13 protein-coding genes are annotated in these 21211 nt (G+C 72.9%); 9 read left to right on the top strand and 4 right to left on the bottom strand.

What is annotated here, in order from left to right; genetic code table 11:
* Positions 1-32: 32 nt before the first annotated feature.
* Positions 33-1046, top strand: coding sequence for a selenide, water dikinase SelD (gene selD / locus AB0947_RS29705; protein ID WP_366753429.1), 1014 nt, complete (start codon positions 33-35; stop codon positions 1044-1046).
* A gap of 40 nt (positions 1047-1086) precedes the next feature.
* On the opposite strand, the gene fdh is transcribed toward selD, so the two are convergent.
* On the bottom strand, positions 1087-4356 hold the full coding sequence (gene fdh / locus AB0947_RS29710; RefSeq protein ID WP_366753430.1) for a formate dehydrogenase: 3270 nt from the start codon (positions 4354-4356) through the stop codon (positions 1087-1089).
* A gap of 297 nt (positions 4357-4653) precedes the next feature.
* Here fdh and AB0947_RS29715 point away from each other — a divergent pair, with 297 nt between their 5' ends.
* Genes AB0947_RS29715 through AB0947_RS29735 form a run of 5 tightly spaced genes read left to right on the top strand, consistent with a single transcriptional unit; the run spans position 4654 to position 8495 of the window.
* The gene (locus tag AB0947_RS29715; RefSeq protein ID WP_366753431.1) at positions 4654-5253 is read left to right on the top strand and encodes a cytochrome c oxidase subunit II; all 600 of its coding nucleotides are present in this window, start codon (positions 4654-4656) and stop codon (positions 5251-5253) included.
* Complete coding sequence (locus AB0947_RS29720; protein WP_366753432.1) at positions 5250-6905, top strand: cbb3-type cytochrome c oxidase subunit I; 1656 nt, start codon at positions 5250-5252, stop codon at positions 6903-6905. Before AB0947_RS29715 ends, AB0947_RS29720 begins: the two co-directional genes overlap by 4 nt.
* Positions 6902-7261 carry a hypothetical protein gene (locus tag AB0947_RS29725; RefSeq protein ID WP_366753433.1) on the top strand — a complete coding sequence of 120 codons (360 nt, stop codon included), beginning with the start codon at positions 6902-6904 and terminating at the stop codon, positions 7259-7261. Before AB0947_RS29720 ends, AB0947_RS29725 begins: the two co-directional genes overlap by 4 nt.
* Before the next feature lie 6 nt (positions 7262-7267).
* A complete protein-coding gene (locus AB0947_RS29730) occupies positions 7268-7792 on the top strand; it encodes a hypothetical protein (RefSeq protein WP_366753434.1) in 525 nt (174 codons plus the stop codon).
* Entirely contained in the window at positions 7782-8495 is a 714-nt protein-coding gene (locus AB0947_RS29735) for a haloacid dehalogenase type II (RefSeq protein ID WP_366753435.1), read from the top strand. Before AB0947_RS29730 ends, AB0947_RS29735 begins: the two co-directional genes overlap by 11 nt.
* A gap of 121 nt (positions 8496-8616) precedes the next feature.
* Here AB0947_RS29735 and nrfD read toward each other — a convergent pair whose 3' ends face one another.
* From nrfD to AB0947_RS29750, 3 genes are read right to left on the bottom strand one after another with little or no spacing between them, the layout of a single operon-like run.
* Complete coding sequence (nrfD, locus tag AB0947_RS29740) at positions 8617-9636, bottom strand: NrfD/PsrC family molybdoenzyme membrane anchor subunit (RefSeq protein WP_366753436.1); 1020 nt, start codon at positions 9634-9636, stop codon at positions 8617-8619.
* On the bottom strand, positions 9633-10649 hold the full coding sequence (locus AB0947_RS29745) for a 4Fe-4S dicluster domain-containing protein (protein ID WP_366753437.1): 1017 nt from the start codon (positions 10647-10649) through the stop codon (positions 9633-9635). Before AB0947_RS29745 ends, nrfD begins: the two co-directional genes overlap by 4 nt.
* 15 nt (positions 10650-10664) lie before the next feature.
* The gene (locus AB0947_RS29750) at positions 10665-12296 is read right to left on the bottom strand and encodes a ubiquinol-cytochrome c reductase cytochrome b subunit (RefSeq protein WP_366753438.1); all 1632 of its coding nucleotides are present in this window, start codon (positions 12294-12296) and stop codon (positions 10665-10667) included.
* 189 nt (positions 12297-12485) lie between these two features.
* On the opposite strand from AB0947_RS29750, the gene AB0947_RS29755 reads away from it, so the two are divergent.
* The 3 genes from AB0947_RS29755 (at position 12486) to AB0947_RS29765 (ending at position 21196) form a co-directional block, all read left to right on the top strand.
* Positions 12486-14198, top strand: coding sequence for a thiamine pyrophosphate-binding protein (locus AB0947_RS29755; protein WP_366753439.1), 1713 nt, complete (start codon positions 12486-12488; stop codon positions 14196-14198).
* Between the two features lie 265 nt (positions 14199-14463).
* Positions 14464-18723, top strand: coding sequence for a HAMP domain-containing protein (locus AB0947_RS29760; protein WP_366753440.1), 4260 nt, complete (start codon positions 14464-14466; stop codon positions 18721-18723).
* Between the two features lie 94 nt (positions 18724-18817).
* Positions 18818-21196, top strand: coding sequence for a SpoIIE family protein phosphatase (locus AB0947_RS29765; RefSeq protein WP_366753517.1), 2379 nt, complete (start codon positions 18818-18820; stop codon positions 21194-21196).
* Positions 21197-21211 lie beyond the last annotated feature (15 nt).

Raw genomic sequence — 21211 nt, forward strand, 5'->3', positions numbered from 1 at the left:
TCGCCAGGCTAATGCCCCAGGAGACCACAGGTATGACCACGACACCGGCCCGTCAGGCGCCCGTACGGCTCACGCAGTTCGCCCACGGTGGCGGCTGCGCCTGCAAGATCCCGCCCGGGGAGCTGGAGGAGGTGGTCGCCGGGCTGACCGCACCGCCGCTCGCCGGCGGCGACACCCCGCTGCTCGTCGGCCTCGCCACCGGCGACGACGCGGCCGTCGTCACGCACCGGGGGACCGCCCTGGTGGCCACGGCCGACTTCTTCACCCCGGTCGTGGACGACCCCTACGACTGGGGCCGGATCGCCGCCGCCAACGCCCTGTCCGACGTGTACGCGATGGGCGGCCGGCCGGTGCTGGCCGTCAACCTGCTCGCCTGGCCGCGCGACCGGCTCCCGTTCGACCTCGCCCGTGAGGTGCTGCGCGGCGGACTGGACATCGCCACCGAGGCGGGCTGCCACGTCGGCGGCGGGCACAGCGTCGACGACCCCGAGCCCAAGTACGGCATGGCCGTCACCGGCATCGCCGATCCGGAGCGGCTGCTGCGCAACGACGCCGGCCGGCCCGGACTGCCGCTGTCGCTGACCAAACCGCTCGGCATCGGCGTCCTGAACAACCGGCACAAGGCCACCGGCGAGCGGTTCGCGCACGCCGTCGCCACGATGGCGGCCCTCAACCGCGACGCGTCCGAGGCGGCGCTGGCCGCCGGCGCCGAGTGCGCCACCGACGTCACCGGGTTCGGCTTCCTCGGCCATCTGCACAAGCTGGCCCGCGCCTCGGGCGTCACGGCCGTGGTCGACACCGCCGCCGTGCCGTATCTGGAGGGCGCCCGGGAGGCCGTACAGGACGGGTACGTCAGCGGTGGCACCCGGCGGAACCTGGAGTGGGTCGCGCCGCACACCGACTTCGGGGACACCGACGAGGACACCCGGCTGCTGCTCGCCGACGCCCAGACCTCCGGCGGGCTGCTCGTCGCCGGGGAGGTGCCCGGCGCGCCGGTGGTCGGGGAGCTGGTGCCGCGCGGGGCCCACTCCGTCGTGCTCAGGTAGGACCGGCCCGGCCGCCACCCGGCCACACCGTTCACCGCGCTCACGGTTCCGTGCCCGTGTGCTCGTCGATGCCCGCCCGGATCCGGTAGGCCCGCACCAGCGCCAGGGCCGCCGGACCCCGGGGCCGCCGGCCCGGGCGGATGTCGACGGCGAACGCCTTCGTCTCCTGGATGTGCGTGTTCGGGTCCAGCGACAGGTGCAGCAGCTCGTTGGCCGCGTCCCCGGTGCTGTAGCCGTTCGGACCCCAGTGGTACGGCAGCCCCACCTGATGCAGCCGGCGTCCGTGCACCGTCAGCGGGGACATCCGGTCGGTGACCAGCACCCGCGCCTCGACCACGCCCCGCGCGCTGACGATCGTCGCCCAGCCGGTGTGCGCCAGGCCCCGCTCGGCGGCCAGCTCCGGGGAGACCTCGCAGAAGAACTCCGGCTGGAGTTCCGCGAGGTACGGCTGCCAGCGGGACATCCCGCCCGCCGTGTGGTGCTCGGTGAGCCGGTAGGTGGTGGCCACGTACGGGAACACTCCGGAGCCGGGCTCGTCGCCGCTCGGCTGGTAGCGGTTGTCCGGGTGCGGCGGCAGCAAATGCCGTACCGGATTGCGCTGCTGGTCGTAGAGCAGGTTCGGGAACGGGGAATCCTGCGGTTCGTAGTGCGCCGGCAGCGGTCCGTCGGTGAGCCCGGACGGCACGTACAGCCAGGCCTTGCCGTCGGCCTGCATGATGAACGGGTCCGTGCCGGACAGGGCCTCCGGCCCGGACGCGTCCTCGGGCGGCTCGTGGTCCGGCGCCTTGTCCTTCGTGAAGTCGGGGACGTCGTGCCCGGTCCACTCGCCCTGCTCGCCCTTGTCCGGGTCCCACCACACGAGCGCCTTGCGCTCGCTCCACGGCCTGCCCTCGGGGTCGGCGGAAGCCCGGTTGTACAGGATCCGCCGGTTGGCCGGCCAGGCCCACGCCCACTCGGCCGCCACCCAGTCCTGCTCCCGGCCCGGCTTGCGGCGGGCCGCCTGGTTGACGCCGTCGGCGTACACACCGCAGTAGATCCAGCAGCCGCACGCGGTGGAGCCGTCGGCCTTCAGCTGCTCGTACGACGACAGCGGGTCGCCGTCGGCGTCATGGCCGTTGACCTCGGCGAGGACGGCCTCCGCGTCCGGCTCGGCGAGCCGGCCCCTCGTCGGGTAGTCCCAGGCGAGGTCGAGCACCGGCCGGTCCATCTCGTCGCCGGACCCGGCGAGCTTCTGCCGGATGATCCGCCCGAGGTGATAGGCGAACCACAGGTCGCTGCGCGCCTCGCCGGGCGGCTCGACCGCCTGGTGGTGCCACTGGAGCAGCCGCTGGGTGTTGGTGAAGCTGCCGTCCTTCTCGGTGTGCGCGGCGGCCGGCAGGAAGAACACCTCGGTGCCGATGTCCTCCGTGCGCATCTCCCCGGTCTCGATCTCCGGGCCGTCCTTCCACCAGGTCGCCGACTCGATCAGGGAGAAGTCCCGGACGACCAGCCAGTCCAGGTTGGCCATGCCGAGCCGCATCAGCTTGGAGTTGGCGTTGCCCACGGCCGGGTTCTCGCCGACGAGGAAGTAGCCCTTGCAGACGCCCTCCAGCTGGGCCATCGTCGTCTCGTACGTCGAGTGCGAGCCGGTGAGTCGCGGCAGGTAGTCGAAGCAGAAGTCGTTCTCCGCCGTCGCCGCGTCACCCCAGTACGCCTTGAGCAGGCTCACCAGGTAGGAGCGCATGTTGCCCCAGTAGCCCTTGTGCGCGGCCTCGGCCTCGACGAAGGCGTCCAGGTCCTGTCTCTGGTGGGCGTGCGGCATCGGGATGTAACCGGGCAGCAGGTTGAACAGGGTCGGGATGTCCGTGGACCCCTGGATGGAGGCGTGCCCGCGCAGCGCGAGGATGCCGCCGCCGGGCCGGCCGATGTTGCCGAGCAGGGTCTGCAGCACGGAGGCCGCCCGGATGTACTGCACGCCCACCGTGTGCTGGGTCCACCCGACCGCGTAGGCGAACGCGGTCGTGCGGTCGCGCCCGGAGTTCTCCGTGACCAGTTCGCACACCTGCCGGAACACGTCCTGCGGCACCCCGCAGATCCGCTCCACCATCTCCGGCGTGTAGCGGGCGTAGTGCCGCTTCAGCACCTGGAACACGCACCGCGGATGGGTGAGCGTCTCGTCGCGCTCCGGCTCGCCCTCGCCGATCACCGCGCCACCGGAGCCGTGCGCCTCACCGCGGGCCGCCTCGGTCACCGAACTGCCGCCGTCGCCGCGCTCGCCGTACTCCTGGTCGCGTTCGCCGGAGGCCGCCTGGACCTCGGAACCCTCGTACTGCCAGCTGCCGTTGTCGTAAGAGCGGCTGTCGGTGTCCAGGCCGGAGAAGACGCCGGCCAGGTCCTCGGTGTCCCGGAAGTCCTCCCGCAGGATCATCGGGGCGTTGCTGTACGCCACGATGTAGTCACGGAAGTACTTCTCGTGCCGGAGCACGTAGTTGATGATCCCGCCGAGGAAGGCGATGTCCGTGCCCGCGCGCAGCGGCACGTGCAGGTCGGCGAGCGCGCTGGTGCGGGTGAAGCGCGGATCGACGTGGATCAGCTTCGCACCGCGGGCCTTGGCCTCCATCACCCACTGGAACCCGACCGGATGGCACTCGGCCATGTTCGAGCCCTCGATGACGATGCAGTCCGCGTTCTGCAGGTCCTGCTGGAACGTGGTCGCGCCGCCGCGTCCGAACGAGGTTCCCAGACTGGGAACGGTGGAGGAGTGTCAAACGCGCGCCTGGTTCTCGATCTGGATCGCTCCGAGCGCGGTGAACAACTTCTTGATCAGGTAGTTCTCTTCGTTGTCGAGCGTCGCCCCGCCCAGGCTCGCGATGCCCAGGGTGCGCCGGGTGCGGGCCCCGTCGACCTCCCACTGCCAGCCGTCCCGGCGCGCCGCGATCACCCGGTCGGCGATCATGTCCATCGCCGTGTCCAGGTCCAGCCGCTCCCACTCGGTGCCGTGCGGGCGCCGGTAGAGGACCTGGTACTCGCGGGCGTCCCCGGTGGTCAGCTGGAGGCTCGCCGCGCCCTTGGGGCACAGCCGGCCGCGTGAGATCGGGGAGTCCGGGTCGCCCTCGATCTGGGTGACCTTCTCGTCCTGCACGTACACGTTCTGGCCGCAGCCGACGGCGCAGTAAGGGCAGACGGACTTCACCACCCGGTCGGCCGAGGCGACCCGGGGCGTGAGCCGTGCGCTGTGCCCGCTCTTCGCGGCGGCGCCGCGGCCGAGCGGATCCGTGCCGGTGAGCTGGCGGTAGACAGGCCAGGAGCCGATCCAGGTACGCACGCCCACGACTCCTCCTCCCGCTCGGTGCCTCGATTGTCCCGCACTCCTGCGGTCATGGCATCCCCGGCCGTGACCGGCGACGGGGAACCCCCGCCGCGCCCGGCCGAACGGAACCGCAGGTGTGAGTGACGCGTCCCGGGGGACCTCGCCGCTTGCGGTGTGTCGGCGGACGGGCCGGACGGAATGACCGTAATGTCCGGGTGGTCACGGTCCCGAACGAGTGACGGGAGCGATCGCGGTGACGGTCAGGGGCAACGAGGCGGCGGTGGTCTCACGGTGAGGCAGCGGCACGTCTTCGGGACCGTGTTCACACTCGAAGTCATCATCGCGGGCGGGGTGTTCCTCGCCGTCCTCACCGTCCTGGCCTGGTCGCTGCTGCGCCGGGGGGCCCGGACGACCGGGCGGTCGGAGCGGCCGCGCGTGGAGGCCTTCTACGTCGGCGCCCTCGCCGCCTTCGCCGTGTTCCTGGTCGCCTGGACGGCCTGGCAGAACCACGAGGAGCACCGCGCCGCCGGCCGGCAGCCCCTGCGCGTCGACGTCACCGGCTTCCAGTGGTGCTGGGACTTCCGCTATCCGCAGTCCGCGGGCCACCGCCGGGTCACCGGCACCTGCAAGGGCAGGGACATGCCCACCCTCGTCGTCCCGGCCGGCCGCACCGTACAGCTCCGGCTCACCTCAAAGGACGTCATCCACTCCCTCTGGGTGCCCGGCCTGCGCTACAAGATGGACGCCTTCCCCGACCACGTGAACACCTTCACGCTCACCCTGGACCGGGCGGGCCGCTGGCGCGGCCGGTGCGCCGAGTTCTGCGGACAGCGGCACTGGACCATGGACTTCTGGATCAAGGCGGTCTCCCCCGAGGAGTACGACCGCTGGGCGCACGGCGGGACGGCCACGGCATGACGCTCGCTCCGGACACCGGCACCCAGCGCGACGACGCCGGCCGGCCCGTCCCGCCCGGCAGCTGGCTCGGCTGGATCTCCACCACCGACCACAAGCGCATCGGCCTGCTCACCGTCGGCACCTCCCTGGTGCTCCTGCTGGTGGACGGCGTGTTCGCACTGCTCATGCGCGCCCAGCTCGCGCAGCCCGAGGAGACCTTCCTCGCCGCCCACCCGTACAACCAGCTGTTCACCATGCACGGCTCGGGCATGATCTACACGGTCATGACGCCGTTCGCCATCGGCCTGGGCGTCTACCTGGTCCCCCTGCAGATCGGCGCCCCCGGCATCGCCCTGCCCCGGCTGACCCTGCTCGGCTACTGGCTGTACGTGCTCGGCGCGCTCACCATGCTCGCCGGCTTCGCCACGCCCACCGGAGCGCACGCCGACGGCTGGTTCTCGTACCCGCCCATGGCCGACAGCGTGCACTCGCCGGGCACCGGCCCCGACCTGTGGATCGTGGGCGTCTGCCTCGCCGTGACCGGCAGCATCCTGATGGGCTGGGCGGTGCTGTGGACCCTCCTGCGCCGCCGCACCCGCGGCATGACCATGCTGCGCCTGCCCGTCTTCTGCTGGTCGATGATCGCCACCTGCCTGATGGTGATCGGCTCCTTCCCGGCGCTGCTGGCGGCGATGGTGCTGCTCGGGGTGGGCAGGGCCGACCCGGACGTCTTCGCGTCCAACGTCTGGAACATCGGCTACCAGCACATCTTCTGGTTCTACGGCCATCCGGTCGTGTACGTGATGTTCTTCCCGTACCTCGCGGCCGTCGCCGAGGTGCTGGCGGTGTTCTCCGGCCGCCGCTTCTTCGGCTACCGGGGCACGGCCCTGTCCCTGCTGGTGTTCGCCGCCCTGTCGATGAGCGTGTGGGGCCACCACATGTTCGCCACCGGGCAGGCCGCCAACGACTACTACTCCCTGACCTCCATCGCCCTGCTGGTGCCCGCGGGCGTGGAGTACTTCGGCATGCTGGGCACGATCCTGGGCGGCCGGCTGCGGCTGCGCGTCCCCATGCTGTTCGCGCTCGCCTTCGTCCCGCAGTTCCTGATCGGCGGACTCACCGGCATCATGGTCGGCACCCCGGTGATCGACTACCACGTCACCGACAGCTACTTCGTCGTGGCCCACCTGCACTACGTACTGTTCGCCGGCAGCGCCTTCGGCCTGTTCGCGGCCGTCTACTACTGGTTCCCGAAGGTTACCGGCACCCTGCTGGACGAACGCATGGGCCGCCTGCACTTCTGGCTGCTGGTCATCGGCACCAACCTCACCTTCCTGCCGATGTTCGCCCTCGGCTACCTCGGCATGCCACGCCGGGTCGTCACCTACGCCACGTTCGACGGCTTCGGCCTGCTGAACCTGCTCGCCAGCATCGGCGCGGCCTTCCTCGCCGCGGGCATGACGGTGTTCGTCGTCAACGTCCTGTGGACGCTGCGCCGCCGCTGTCTGGGCCGTGCCGAGGCGGCCGGCGACGACCCGTGGGAGGGCCATACCCTGGAGTGGGCCACCACCTCGCCGCCGCCGCGCCTCAACTTCCCCGCGGACCGCCCGCTGCCGCCCGTCACGAGCTTCGCCCCGCTGCTGGACCGCAGGACGGGAGGGAGCACCGCATGAAACGGCACCTTTCCGCCCTCCTGGTCGCGGGCTGGGGCGTGCTCAACGGCCTGCTCCTCGGGGTGCTGGCGATCTACCGCGAGAACTCGATGACGTACTGGCTGTGGGGCGGCGTCGTCCTCGTCCTGGAACTGTTCGCCCTGGCCGTCCTCGTGTCCTCCCGCGCGAGGCCCGACCAGCACGTCCGCTACCGGGTGCCCGACAGGGGCGCGGGCGGCGTGCTCCCCGGCGCGATCGGCCTGCTGCTGGCCGGGCTCTGCCTGGTCTACGGCCGCTGGCTGCTCGTCGTGGCCGTGCCGCTGCTCATGCTGTCCGTCGCCCTCGTGGTGCACGGGACGACGGCGCGGGAGAAGTGAGGCGCCATGGAGCACCCGGCGCACGCGTCCGTGGCGGCGATGGCCTGGTCGGCCGTCCTCGTCGCCGCGGCGGTCCCGGCCGCCGTCCGGTGCCTGCGGAACTCCCCGCTCTGGGAGCGGATCAGCGTCCCGGCGGGCGTGGCCCTGCCCCTGCTGGTCCTCACGCACGCCTGGGCCGTCCTCGGCGATCCCGTGGGCCTCGCACCGCCCGGCGGCGCGGGGGTCACCGCACCCGTCCTGCTCGCTACCGCGGTGCTGTTCTGGCTGCCGGCCGTCGCCCGCACCCGGCACCGGCTGGACGACCCGGGCCGCTGCCTGTACCTGTTCCTCGCGGCGCCGCTGCTCGACCTCCCGGCGGTGGGCATGGTCGCCGCCGGCCACACCGCGGCCGGGCTCGGCATGGTCGTCGGCATGCTGCCGGTCGGCGTCGCGGCAGCGGCGGTCACCTGGTCGTGGGTGAACCGCGAGGAACGTGAGGCCCTGGCCGGCCCGGCCGGCCACCTGGGAGGAGGCGATCCCCTTGTCCGGTGACGGACGCCCCCGCGTTCTCGTGTTCGACGTCAACGAGACGCTCACCGACCTGTCCCCGCTCGCGGCCCTGATGGCGCGGGCCGGGCTGCCGGAACAGTCGCTTCCGGCCTGGTTCGCCGGTGTCCTGCGGGACGGGATCGCCCTGAGCCTGGCCGGGGGCCACGCGTCCTTCGGCGACGTGGCCCGTGACGGGCTGCGGACGCTCGCGGCCTCGGCGCGGGGCGTGGCCGACCCCGAGGAGGCGGCGGAGCGCGTCCTCGCCGCGCTGCCCCGGCTGCCCCTGCACCCGGACGTCCCCGACGGCGTCCGGGCGCTGCGCGCCGCCGGGTACCGTCTGGTCACCCTCACCAACGGCTCCGCCGGCACCACCCGCGCGGTCGTCGAACAGGCAGGACTGACCGACTGTTTCGAGACACACCTCGATGTCGAGGCGGTGGGCCGCTGGAAGCCCGCCCGGGAGGCCTACGCCCACGCCGTGGCGGCCGCGGGCGTCCCGGCCGACGAGGTCGCGCTGGTGTCGGTGCACCCCTGGGACATCGACGGCGCGGCCCGCGCCGGCCTCGCCACCGCCTGGCTGCGGCGCACCCCCCAGCCCTACCCGGCCACCTGCCTCCCCGCGGCCATCGAGGCCACCAGCCTGCCCGACCTGGCCGAACGACTCGTCGCCCAGGGGCAGCTGATCGATGGGGAGGACATCGATTAGGTCTCGGCCGACGCGCCCGCGCGGTACGCCCAGGGGCGGGGGCGGAGGCGGTCGGTGCCCGTGTGGTCTGCGCGTCCGGCACGCGGGCGTGCCGGCAGTGGCTTCACATCTCCGCATGCCGTCAGCCGTCCGCCGCCCGGAGCCTTTCCCGCTGTGGGACGACCGTGTACCGGGGGTCCTCCGCGGAGGCCACCCCGGCGTGGAAGACGCCGAAGCGCAGCGCCGCCGAACCGGTGAGCAGGGCCGCTCCCGCCGCGACGGCCAGCCGCCGGTCCCGTACCCGGGCCGAGAGCAGGGCCAGGGCGGCTCCGCCCGCGGTCAGGGCCTCCGACGCGCGCAGCAGCCGCTGCGGCTTCCCCTGCTCGAAGGGCTCCGCGGTCAGCCCCATCCGCCGCTTCATCATCTGGAAGGCGCCCAGTTCCAGCACGGCCCCCAGCGCCGCCATCCGCCGGGCGGGCCCGGCCTGTGCGGGGGGCGCCGCGGCCAGGGCGAGGCCGGCCGCCGACGTGGCCGCCGAACCCGCGAACACGAACGGCAGCTGCCGGTAGCCCTCGTGCCAGGACGGCACCGCCGTGTCCGACAGCAGCACCGCGGTGTACGTCGCCACGGCCGGGCCGAGAACGGCGGCACCCGCCGTCGCGGCCGAGCCCACCAGCCGGTACCGGCCCGCCACCTCGGTCGCCGCGGCCGTCAGGGCCAGCGGCGCGTACCCGCTCAGGATCCAGGAGCCGACGCTCATCGGCGAGGTGGGCTTGAACACCCGGAGCATGTTCAGGAACCGGGCCGGACGCCCCAGGTCGTGCACGAGTGCCGCCAGCGACAGCGTGATGCCGCCGGCCGCGCCCAGCCTGGCCACCCTGCCGAGCGCCGGCCGCCCCGTGGCCCCGGCTCCCGCCGCCAGCAGCGAGGAGGCCCCGGCCAGCCCGCCCAGGTACAGGTACCCGGCGATGTCCAGCGGCTTCCACGTCGGCTTGTTGAGGACGGGTTTGCCGTAGTACGACGAGAACTCGGCGTCCGGCACCATCGGCTGCTCGCCCCGCCCGCGCCGGCGCCGGCGACGCCCCGCGTGCACCCCCGTCGGCGCCTCCCGGTCGGGGCGCGCGTGCCGCACGCCCTCGCGTGTCACGTCGGATTCGCTCATCGCGGCCTCCGCAGGAAGCTCCCGGCGGCGAGCGCGACCAGCGAGACGGCGGCCAGCGCCGCGTGCCGCCACATGTCGGGCAGGTCCCGGGTGGTGACCACCGGGTCCGGCGGCAGGCCGTAGACCTCGGGTTCGTCCAGCAAGAGGAAGAACGCGCCGTCGCCGCCGACCCCGTCGTCGGGGCTCTCGCCGTACAGGCGGGCGTCGGTCACACCGGCCGCGTGCAGCTGGGCCACCCGGGCCTGCGCGCGCTCCCGCAACTCCTCCAGCGGGCCGAACTGGATGGACTCCGTCGGGCAGGACTTCGCGCAGGCCGGTTCCATGCCGACGCCGAGCCGGTCGTAGCACAGCGTGCACTTCCACACCCGGCCGTCGTCCTTGCGCTGGTCGATCACGCCGTACGGACACGCCGGCACGCAGTAGCCGCAGCCGTTGCAGATGTCCTCCTGGACGACGACCGTGCCGAACTCGGTGCGGAACAGCGAGCCCGTCGGGCACACGTCCAGGCAGGCGGCGTGCGTGCAGTGCTTGCACACGTCGGACGCCATCAGCCAGCGCAACTCCGTCCGCCCGTCGGGGGAGACGGGCGAGATCTCCCCGGCGGGCGCGCCGGCGGGAGCCCGCTCCGGCGGGGGAGCGGTGGCGCCCGGCCCCGGGGAGGCGGGGCCGGTGCCGAGCCGGGACGCGGCGGCGAAAACGTCGACGTCGTCGTGCGCGACCCCCGGTTCCTGCCCGGCGAGCGGCTTTCGCTGCTCGATGAAGGCCACGTGCCGCCAGGTGTCGGCGCCGAGGCCCTGGGTGTTGTCGTAGGACATGCCGGTCAGCAGCAGTCCGTCCTCCGGGACGGCGTTCCACTCCTTGCACGCGACCTCGCAGGCCTTGCAGCCGATGCACACCGAGGTGTCGGTGAAGAAGCCCATCCGCGGCGGGGCGTCCGGATAACCGGCCGCCCCGGCCACGTCCGGCTGCGGCCCGTACAGGAGGTTCCGGTGGCCCTCAGTGCCGTCGCTCATGCGGTGCCTCCTCGTTCATGACGCGTCCCCTTGCCCGGCCGCCTCGCCCGGCGCGGCCCGTACGACCTCGACCCGGCGCCTCTCCCACGCGGTGGCCGGCATCTCCACGCTCTTGGCGAAGTACCAGCGGCTGAGGGCGTTGCGCAGCCGGTGCCGGTGGAACCAGCGCCAGGCCTCCGTGCCCTCGGCGCGCGGCCGGGGCGTGTCCCGCACGAGGATGAGGTAGGCCTCCTCGCGGGACAGCAGCGTGTGCGCCTCCTCGTAGCCTCCGCCCGCCGTGCGCCGCACCTCGCCGGTCGCCCCACCCTCCAGGATCCTGCGCCGGTCGGCCGCCTGCAGCCCGAGGCAGGCCCGCTTGGTGATGTGGTAGGTCACGAACGGCACCGCGAACAGCGCGGTCCGGAAGGTCCGGGCCAGAAAGTCCACGTCGAGGGAGAACCGGTAGGCCAGCACGTCCTGCCCGCCCGCCAGCAGCAGCACGCCGTACGCCGAGACGGCGGCCGCGCCCAGGGCGGTGCGCGTGGGCTGGTTCCGCGGCCGGTCGCACAGGTGCTGTTCGGGCCGTGGGCCGGTGAGCCAGCGCTCGAAGTACGGATAGCCGTACAGGACCAGGAACAGCACCGCGGGCAGCACCGCACCGGGCAGGAGCACGTCCCAGACGATCGTGTGCCCGGCGAAGTCCGTCTCCCAGCCCGGCATCAGCCGCAGCGCGCCCTCCAGATAGCCCACGTACCAGTCGGGCTGCGCGTCCACCGAGACCTGGTCGGCGCGGTACGGGCCGAAGCTCCACACCGGGTTGATCTGGAACAGCGCGGACATCGCCGCCAGCACAGCCGACAGGATGAAGAACAGGCCCACGGACTTCGCCGTGTACTGCGGGACCAGGGGCTTGCCGATCACGTTGCGGTTGGTGCGGCCGGGCTTCGCCCACTGGGTGTGCTTGTGGTAGACGACGAACGTCAGGTGCGCCGCGACCAGCGCCAGCAGCAGCCCGGGCACCAGCAGGATGTGGGTCACGTAGAGCCGAGGGATGATCTCGTGCCCGGGGAACTGGCCGCCGAAGACGAAGAACGACAGGTACGTGCCGATGACGGGGATCGACAGCACGATGCCCTGCGAGGTGCGCAGACCGGTGCCGGACAGCAGGTCGTCGGGGAGCGAGTAGCCGCAGAACCCCTCCAGCAGGGCGAGCAGGAACAGCGTCACCCCGATGGTCCAGTTGACCTCCCGGGGCCGCCGGAACGCCCCGGTGAAGAAGATCCGCAGCAGGTGCACGCCGATCGCCGCGACGAACACCAGTGCCGCCCAGTGGTGCAGCTGGCGGACCAGCAGCCCGCCGCGCACGTCGAAGCTGATGTGCAGCACCGACGCGTACGCCTCGCTGGTGCGGGTGCCGCGCAGCGGCAGGTACGAGCCGGTGTACGGCAGTTCCGTCATGCCCGGGTGGAAGAACAACGTCAGCCAGACGCCCGTCAGCACCAGCAGCACCAGGCTGTACAGCGCCAGCTCGCCCAGAAGGAACGACCAGTGGTCGGGGAACGCCTTGCGCAGGAACTCCTTGCAGGCGGACGCGACCGGGAGCCGCCGGTCCAGCGCGGTCACCAACCGCTCGCCTCGCCCCGCCTGCCGCTCCTCGGACACCGCCACCGCGCGCTCGCCCTCCGCCCCGTGCTGGGGCCCTCACTCTCGGTGTTCTGCTCCGAGCCTGGCACGGGTGCCCCCGCTCCGCGCGTCCGGAACGGTCCGGCCGGAGCGCGCGGCCGTCGTTTGCGGGGACCCGGGTGCGGCTACCCGGTGGTCCGGACGGGAGGGCGCCGTGTCCCCAGGGAGGCCTTCGTGGTGAACGTGTCCGAGGTGGTCGCCACCCGGCTGCGGCACATGGGTGTGGACCGGGTGTACGGCACACCGGGACTCGCGGTGGACCCGCTGATCGGTGCCCTGCGCGCCGCGCCCACGGCCCCCGGTTTCGTGCAGGCACGCGGCGAGGAGTCCGCCGCGCTCATGGCCTGTGCCCAGGCCAAGCTCACCGGCGGCGCCGGCTGCTGCCTCGCCCCGCCCGGCGCGGGGACACTGCGGCTGCTGGGCGGGCTGTACGACGCGGCTGCCGACCGCGCCACGGTGCTGGCCCTCGTCGGCGCCGACCCCGCCGCGCGGCACCTCGGCTGCCAGGCGGTGCGCCATCTGGCGGAGGTCTCCGTGTACTGCGAGGAGGTGTCCGCGCCGGAGCTCATGGACGACGCCCTGCACCGGGCGGCGCGGGCCGCGCTCACCGACCGGGGAGTGGCGAGCCTCGTCGTACCCCGCCATGTCCTCGCCGCCCCGGCCCCCGGGGCACCGCCCGCCGCCCCGCCCGGTCCGCCGTCCCCGCGGCCGCCCGCCGAGGAGGACCTGCGGCGCGCGGCCGGCGTGCTGGACGGCGCCGGGAAGACCGTCGTCGTCGTGGGGAACGCGGGCCGTCCGGCGTCCGGCCAGGTGGCCGAAGCGGCACGGCTGCTGGGCGCCGGTGTCGTCACGACGGCCCTGGCCCGGGACGCGCTGCCCGACGACCTGCCGTATCTGGCCGGGGTGGCGGGACCGCTCGGCAGCGAGGCCGCCGCGACCCTGCTGCGGGAGTGCGACACGCTGCTGCTCGCCGGCGCCGAGGACCTGGACCCCGCCCTGCTGCCCGGCCCCGGCCGGTGCCGGATCGTCACCGTGGACCCGCAGCCCGACGACTGCCCGCTGCCGGGCGGGACATCGGCCGTCCGGGTGACCGGCGACGTCACGGCCTGCCTGAGCGCACTCGTCCCGCTCCTGCGCCACACCGCCGACCGCGCCTGGCGCACCCGGGTCGAGCGGCTCGTCGGCGCCTGGCGGGACGAGGGGGCGGCCAGGTCCCGCCGCTACTTCGGCACGTCGGTCAACCCCCGCTCGGTCGTCGCCGAGCTGTCGGACCGGCTGCCCGACCGGGCCGTCGTCGTCACCGACTCCGGCACCTCACTGGACTGGTGGACCCGTCACCTCCGGCTCCGGGCCGGCATGCGGTCCCTGCTCTCGGCGCACCTCGGCCTGCCCGGCGCGGCCGTCCCCTACGCCCTGGCCGCCCGGTTCGCCGCCCCCGACCGGCCGGTGATCGCCCTCGTCGGCGACGGCGCCCTCCAGGGCGGCGGCCTGAACGAACTGCTCACGGTGCGACGCCACCTCGAACAGCTGGCCGGGCTGCCCCCGCTGGTGTTCTGCGTCTTCAACAACGGCGACCTGAACCGGCTGACCTGGCAGCGCCGGGCCGCCGCCGGCGACCCGCTGATCCCGCTCTCCGCCGAGGTCCCCGCCTTGCCGTACGCAGAATGGGCGCGCCTGGCCGGACTGCCCGCCGTCCGCTGCGACCGGCCCCGGCACGTCGGTTCCGTCTGGGCCGACGTCCTCGCCGGGCGCGGGCCGCTGCTGCTGGAGTTCGTGGTGGACGGCGAGACGCCGCCCGACTGGGCGTCCGCGGTGGGCCGGGCGGACGAGCCGCGCCCGGCCCCGCTCGGCGCGCCCCTGACGAAGTTCCTGCGCGTGTCCGGCTGAGCGCACCCATGGCTAAACCGTTTCGGATACCCACTCGACGCGCCTTCACTCCTGCGTGGAGCCGGTGAAATCCGTGGAGGCCGAGGGTTGGCCGGATGCTTTGTCCGAGGCCGTGCCGGTGGGTTAGCCTGCGACGTATTTTTCTCATCATGCAAATCCGTGAACTGCGGAAATGCACACACCACCGGCCGGGCCGCGCTGTGCTCCCGGCCGCGGTTCCGAGCCCTCGCCGCGAGGGCTCTTGGGGAGCGGATCGAGGGTGCGCATGGCCGGCAAGGCGACCGGGACGACCGAGGTTGTCCCGGGTGACCACGAACTGAGAATGCTGCTCGCGGGACTGACCGCGGTGCGCGACGGTGACTTCGGCACCCGGCTGCCGGACGACTCCACCGGGCTCATGGGCGACATCGCCACCGTCTTCAACGGCATGGTCGACCAGCTGTCCGTGTTCACCTCCGAAGTCACCCGGGTGGCCCGCGAGGTGGGCACCGAGGGCACCCTCGGCGGGCAGGCCCAGGTGCCGGGCGTCTCCGGCACCTGGGCCGACCTCACCGACTCCGTGAACGCGATGGCGGGCAACCTCACCACGCAGGTGCGTGACATCGCGCAGGTCGCCACGGCCGTGGCCAAGGGCGACCTGTCCCAGAAGATCGACGTGCCCGCACGCGGCGAGATCCTCCAGCTGAAGGAAACCGTCAACACGATGGTGGACCAGCTGTCCGCCTTCGCCGACGAGGTCACCCGGGTCGCCAAGGAGGTCGGCACCGAGGGCCGGCTGGGCGGCCAGGCCCAGGTCCCCGGCGTCGCCGGCGTGTGGCGCGACCTGACGGACTCGGTCAACTTCATGGCCGGGAACCTGACGGCGCAGGTGCGCAACGTCGCCCAGGTCACCACGGCGGTGGCGCAGGGTGATCTGTCGCAGAAGATCACGGTGGACGCGCGGGGCGAGATCCTGGAGCTGAAGAGCACCATCAACACGATGGTCGACCAGCTCTCCGCGTTCGCCGACGAGGTGACCCGGGTGGCCCGCGAGGTGGGCACCGAGGGCCGGCTCGGCGGACAGGCGGACGTCAAGGGGGTCAAGGGCACCTGGCGGGACCTGACGGACTCGGTCAACTTCATGGCCGGGAACCTGACGGCCCAGGTGCGCAACGTGGCCCAGGTGGCCACGGCGGTGGCGCAGGGTGATCTGTCGCAGAAGATCACGGTGGACGCGCGGGGCGAGATCCTGGAGCTGAAGAACACCATCAACACGATGGTCGACCAGCTCTCCGCGTTCGCCGACGAGGTGACCCGGGTGGCCCGCGAGGTGGGCACCGAGGGCCGGCTCGGCGGACAGGCGCAGGTGCGCGGGGTCGCCGGCACCTGGAAGGACCTCACCGACAACGTCAACGTGATGGCCTCCAACCTCACCGGCCAGGTCCGCTCCATCGCCCAGGTCGCCACCGCCGTCGCCAAGGGCGACCTCTCGCAGAAGATCACCGTGGAGGCCAAGGGTGAGGTCGCCGCCCTCGCCGATGTGATCAACACCATGGTCGACACCCTGTCGGCGTTCGCCGACGAGGTGACCCGCGTGGCCCGCGAGGTGGGCACCGAGGGCCGGCTCGGCGGACAGGCGCACGTGCCGCACGTGGCCGGCACCTGGAAGGACCTCACCGACAACGTCAACTCCATGGCCAACAACCTCACCGGCCAGGTCCGCAACATCGCGCTGGTCACCACGGCCGTGGCCAAGGGCGACCTGTCGAAGAAGATCGACGTCGACGCCCGCGGCGAGATCCTCGAACTGAAGACCACCATCAACACGATGGTCGACCAGCTCTCCGCCTTCGCGGACGAGGTCACCCGTGTCGCCCGGGAAGTGGGCACCGAGGGCCGGCTCGGCGGACAGGCCGAGGTCGAGGGCGTCTCCGGCACCTGGAAGCGGCTCACCGAGAACGTCAACGAACTCGCCGGCAACCTCACCCGTCAGGTTCGCGCCATCGCCGACGTCGCCAGCGCCGTCGCCGAGGGCGACCTGACCCGCTCCATCACCGTCGACGCCTCCGGTGAGGTCGCCGACCTCAAGGACAACATCAACTCCATGGTGGAGTCTCTGCGCGAGACCACCCGGGCCAACCAGGAACAGGACTGGCTCAAGACCAACCTCGCCCGGATCTCCGGCCTCATGCAGGGCCACCGCGACCTGCCGGTCGTCGCCGAGCTCATCATGGACGAGCTGGTGCCGCAGGTGTCCGCCCAGTACGGCGCCTTCTACCTCGCCGAGGAGCACGACTCCGGGCCCGAACTGCGGCTCGTCGGCTCCTACGGCCGGCCCGAGGAGGACACCCGGCCCGTCCGCATCGCGTTCGGCCGCTCCCTGGTCGGGCAGGCCGCGCGCAGCCGCCGCACCATCGCCGTGAACGAGCTGCCGCCCGGATACGTCACCATCTCCTCCGGGCTCGGACAGGTCGAGCCGACCGCGCTGCTGCTGCTGCCGATCGTCTTCGAGGAGCAGGTCCTCGGCGTCATCGAGCTCGCCGCCGTCACCCCGTTCACCACCGTCCAGCGGGACTTCCTGCAGCAGCTGGTGGACACCATCGGGATCAACGTCAACACCATCGTCGCCAACGCCCGCACCGACGAACTTCTCGAGGAGTCGCAGCGGCTGACCAGCGAACTGCAGTTCCGCTCGGAGGAGTTGCAGGCCCGGCAGGAGGAGCTGCAGCGCTCCAACGCCGAACTGGAGGAGAAGGCCTCGCTGCTGGCGGAGCAGAACCGGGACATCGAGGCCAAGAACCTCCAGATCGAACAGGCCCGGCAGGAACTGGAGGCGCGCGCCCAGCAGCTGTCGCTCGCCTCCAAGTACAAGTCCGAGTTCCTCGCCAACATGAGCCACGAGCTGCGCACGCCGCTCAACAGCCTGCTCATCCTGGCCCAGCTGCTCGCCCAGAACCCCTCCCGCAACCTCACCCCGAAGCAGGTCGAGTACGCGGGCATCATCCACTCGGCCGGCTCCGACCTGCTCCAGCTCATCAACGACATCCTGGACCTGTCCAAGGTCGAGGCCGGCAAGATGGACGTCAGCCCCGAACGGGTCCCGCTGCGGCAGCTGATCGACTACGTCGAGGCCACCTTCCGCCCGATGACCTCGCAGAAGAGCCTGGACTTCACCGTCACCACGGCCCCCGGCGCCCCCGCCGACCTGCTCACCGACGACTCCCGGCTCCGGCAGATCCTGCGCAACCTGCTGTCCAACGCGGTGAAGTTCACCGAGCAGGGCGGCGTCGAGCTGCGCGTCGAACCCGCCGGTGACGACGAGGTGCCCGACGGCGTCGTACGCGGCGGAGCGGTGGTCGCCTTCCGGGTGAAGGACACCGGCATCGGCATCCCCGAACAGCAACTGGAGACCATCTTCGGCGCGTTCCAGCAGGCGGACGGCACCACGAGCCGCAAGTACGGCGGCACCGGGCTCGGTCTGTCCATCACCCGGGAGATCGCCCACCTGCTCGGCGGCGCCGTCACCGTGGACAGCACCCCCGGCCGGGGCAGCACCTTCACCCTCTTCCTCCCCGTGGCCCGGCCGGACTTCGACGAACTCCTGCGCAACGGCCGCGCCGTCCCGAAGGCCGGGCACGGGGCCACGGACGCGCCGGACGGCGGCCCCGTCCAGCAGCGGCCGCCGATCCTCGCGCGGCGGGAGCGGCCACGCCGGCTGCTCGTCGTCGAGGAGCGCCCGCGCGGACTGCTGACGCTCGTCGCCGAGAGTGTGGTCCGTGACCTGGAGACCGGCCGCACCGACGGCGACGGCGCGCCCGTCGACATCATCACCGCGGTCGGTGCCCAGGAGGCAGCCGGCGCCCTCGCCGCCGAACCCTGCCACTGCGTCGTCGTGGAACTCGGCGTGCCCGACGGGGAGTCGGCCCGGTTCCTGGAGGCGCTGCGCGCCGACTCGGCCCTGACCGGCGTCCCGGTGCTGGTGCACGGCTCGCAGCGCACCGAGCCCCTCGTGGAGGACACCGCGGGCGGTTCGCTGGAGTACCTGTTCAGCCTGGACGAGCTGCGCGAACGGATCGCGCTGCACCTGTCCGCCGAGGAACCCGGCGAGGTGCTCACCCTGGTCCGCGGGGACGAGACCCAGCACACCGCACCCCAGCCGGTCGACGAGCACACCCGCGGCCGTACCGTCCTCGTCGTCGACGACGACGCCCGGAACCTGTTCGCGCTCAGCGGCATCCTCGAACTGCACGGCTTCCGCGTCCTGCACGCGGAGAACGGCCGCAAGGGCATCGAGACGCTGGTGCACAACCCGGAGGTGGAGCTTGTCCTGATGGACGTGATGATGCCCGAGATGGACGGCTACACCGCCACGGCCGAGATCCGCAGGATGCCGCAGTACGCCGACCTGCCGGTCATCGCCGTGACCGCCAAGGCCATGCAGGGCGACCGGGAGAAGAGCCTCGCCTCCGGCGCGAGCGACTACGTCACGAAGCCGGTCGACACGCACGACCTCATCGCCTGTGTCCGGCGCTGGCTCCCCGCATGACCACGGCCATGAGCACGGCACAGCGCGCCCGCCCCACCGCAGGCCGAGGAGTAGCGATCACGTGAACGCGTACGAACCGGGCACACCGGCTGGTGTGCCCGCCCAGCTCCCCGCCGCCGACGAGGCGTCGTCCGACGTGCCCGCCACCACCCCGGTCGGCCGGCTCGCCGCCACCGTGGAGCGGCTGCGCCACGAGGTACGGACGGCGCAGGCCGAGGCGGAGGGCCGGGCGCTGATCGAGCTGGCCAAGGGCATCCTGGTCGAACGCCTCGGCTGCGGCCCCGCCCAGGCCGCCCGCCAGCTCGGCGAACTCGCCGAGCAGGCACAGGTGACCCCGCTGGAGTTCGCGGTGGACGTCATCAACCAGGCGGCCCGGGACCGCGTCGCCGAGGTCACCGAGGCGTTCCTGTCCGTCGCCGCGGACCCGTCCGGGCCCGTCGCGGAGTCCGCCGCCGTACGGCTGCGCGCCGCCGAGAGCGGTGTCCTGGCCGCGCACGACACCCAGGCGATGGCCGACTCCCTGCTCGACCACGCCCTGCGTCCACTGGGCGCGGTCGCCGTCGCCATCTGGTCGGCCGGCTCCGACGGCTCGCTGACCCTCGCGGGCAGCGCCGGTTTCCCGCCGGCCGAGGCGGCCCGCTGGCACTACGTCCCGCCCGACGTGGCCACCGTGGCCCGGCGGGGCCTGACCGAGCCCGACGGGCAGTGGCTGCCGTCGCTCGCCGGGTCCGGGCTGCCCACGATCGGCCGCCGCGAGTACGCCGACGGCGCCCGGATCGCCGTACCCGCGGGGGCGGGCGGCCGGATCCACGGCGTCCTGGAGATCGCCTGGCCCAAGCCGGAGGAGCCGCTGCCGCGCCCCGTCGTCCGGCAGGTGGAAGCCCTCGCCGAGCTGTGCGCGCACTCCCTGGAGAGCTTCCTGCCGCCGCCCGGCGCCGGACCGGAACCCGGACTGCTGCCCGACGTGGTCGAGCTGATGGACCTCGCCGACGGGCTGCACGACCCGGCCCTGGTGCTCGTGCCGCACCTCGACGACACCGGACAGCTGGTCGACTTCCGCATCCAGCACGTCAACAGCCGCTTCCTGGACCCGGCGGGCCGGCCCCGGGCGGTCGTGGGCGGAGCCCTGCTGCTGGAGGCCTACCCGATGGCGGCCGGTGACAGCGAGCTGTTCCAGCGGGTCGAACGGGTCTACGCCACCGGCGAGCCGTTCCGCGCCCGCCGGATGCGGCTGACCGCCCTGGTCGACCAGGTGCCGCTGTCCGCCGTCGCCGACATCAGCATCAGCCGGCACGGCACCAGCCTGCTGCTGATCTGGCGCATCGAGGACGAGACCGCGCGGCTCGCCAGCCTGCTCCAGCACGCCCAGCGGCTCGGCCGGATCGGCGGTTTCGAGGAGAACCTGCTCACCGGCGAGATCACCTGGAACGGCCAGCTGTTCAGCCTGTACGGCCGCCCGCCCACGAGCCCCCCCGTCCCGCTCCAGGACCTGCCGGCCCACGCCCACCCCGACGACGCCGTCGTCCTGCGGCGCTTCCTGCGCACCGTGCTGCACCACCGCAGGCCCGCCTCCGCCGCGTTCCGGCTGGTGCGCCCGGACGGCGTGACCCGGCACATCCGGGTGGTCGCCGAGCCCGTCCTCGACACCGGCGGCCAGCTCTTCGGCCTGCGCGGCGCCTACCAGGACATCTCCGCCCAGCACTGGACCGAGGTCGCCCTCGCCGCCACCCGCGACCAGCTGGCCCACACCGAGCAGCAGGCCCTGGAGCGCAACCGGCTCACCCTCCAGCTCCAGCACGCCATCATGCCCCCGGCCCAGGCCCCGCTTCAGGTGTCCGGTCTCCAGGTGGCGGTGCGCTACCGGCCCGCGGAGACCGAGCACCTGGTCGGCGGGGACTGGTACGACGCCGTGGTGCTGCCCTCCGGGCTGGTCCTGCTGTGCGTCGGCGACGTCGCCGGGCACGGCATCGAGGCGGCGACCAGCATGGTCGTCCTGCGCAACGCGCTGCGCGGCCTCGCGGTGACCGGCGCCGGGCCGGCGCAGCTGCTGTCCTGGCTGAACATCGTCGCCCACCACCTGACGGGAGCCGTCACCGCGACCGCCGTGTGCGGCCTGTACGACGGCGAGCGGCGGACCCTGCGCTGGGCGCGGGCGGGCCATCTGCCGCCGGTGCTGGTACGGGAGGCGGACGCCACCGCGCTGCCCCCGGTCAAGGGGCTGCTGCTGGGGGCCGTCCCGGAGGCGCGCTACGAGGAGACGGAGCTCCAGCTGGCCGCCGGGGACACCCTGCTGATGTACACCGACGGCCTGATCGAGCGCCGGGACCGCTCGGTGGAGGAGTCGGTGTCGCATCTGCTGGAGACGGCGCGCGCGGCCCCCAGCACCCTGGACCAGCAACTGGACCGCCTGCTCACCTACAGCAGGTCGGACACCGACGACGACACCTGCATCGTCGGCATCAGGGTCGCCTGACGGCCCGGCGACCGC

The organism is Streptomyces sp. NPDC047841 (assembly GCF_040704085.1).
GTDB lineage: Bacteria > Actinomycetota > Actinomycetes > Streptomycetales > Streptomycetaceae > Streptomyces > Streptomyces argyrophylli.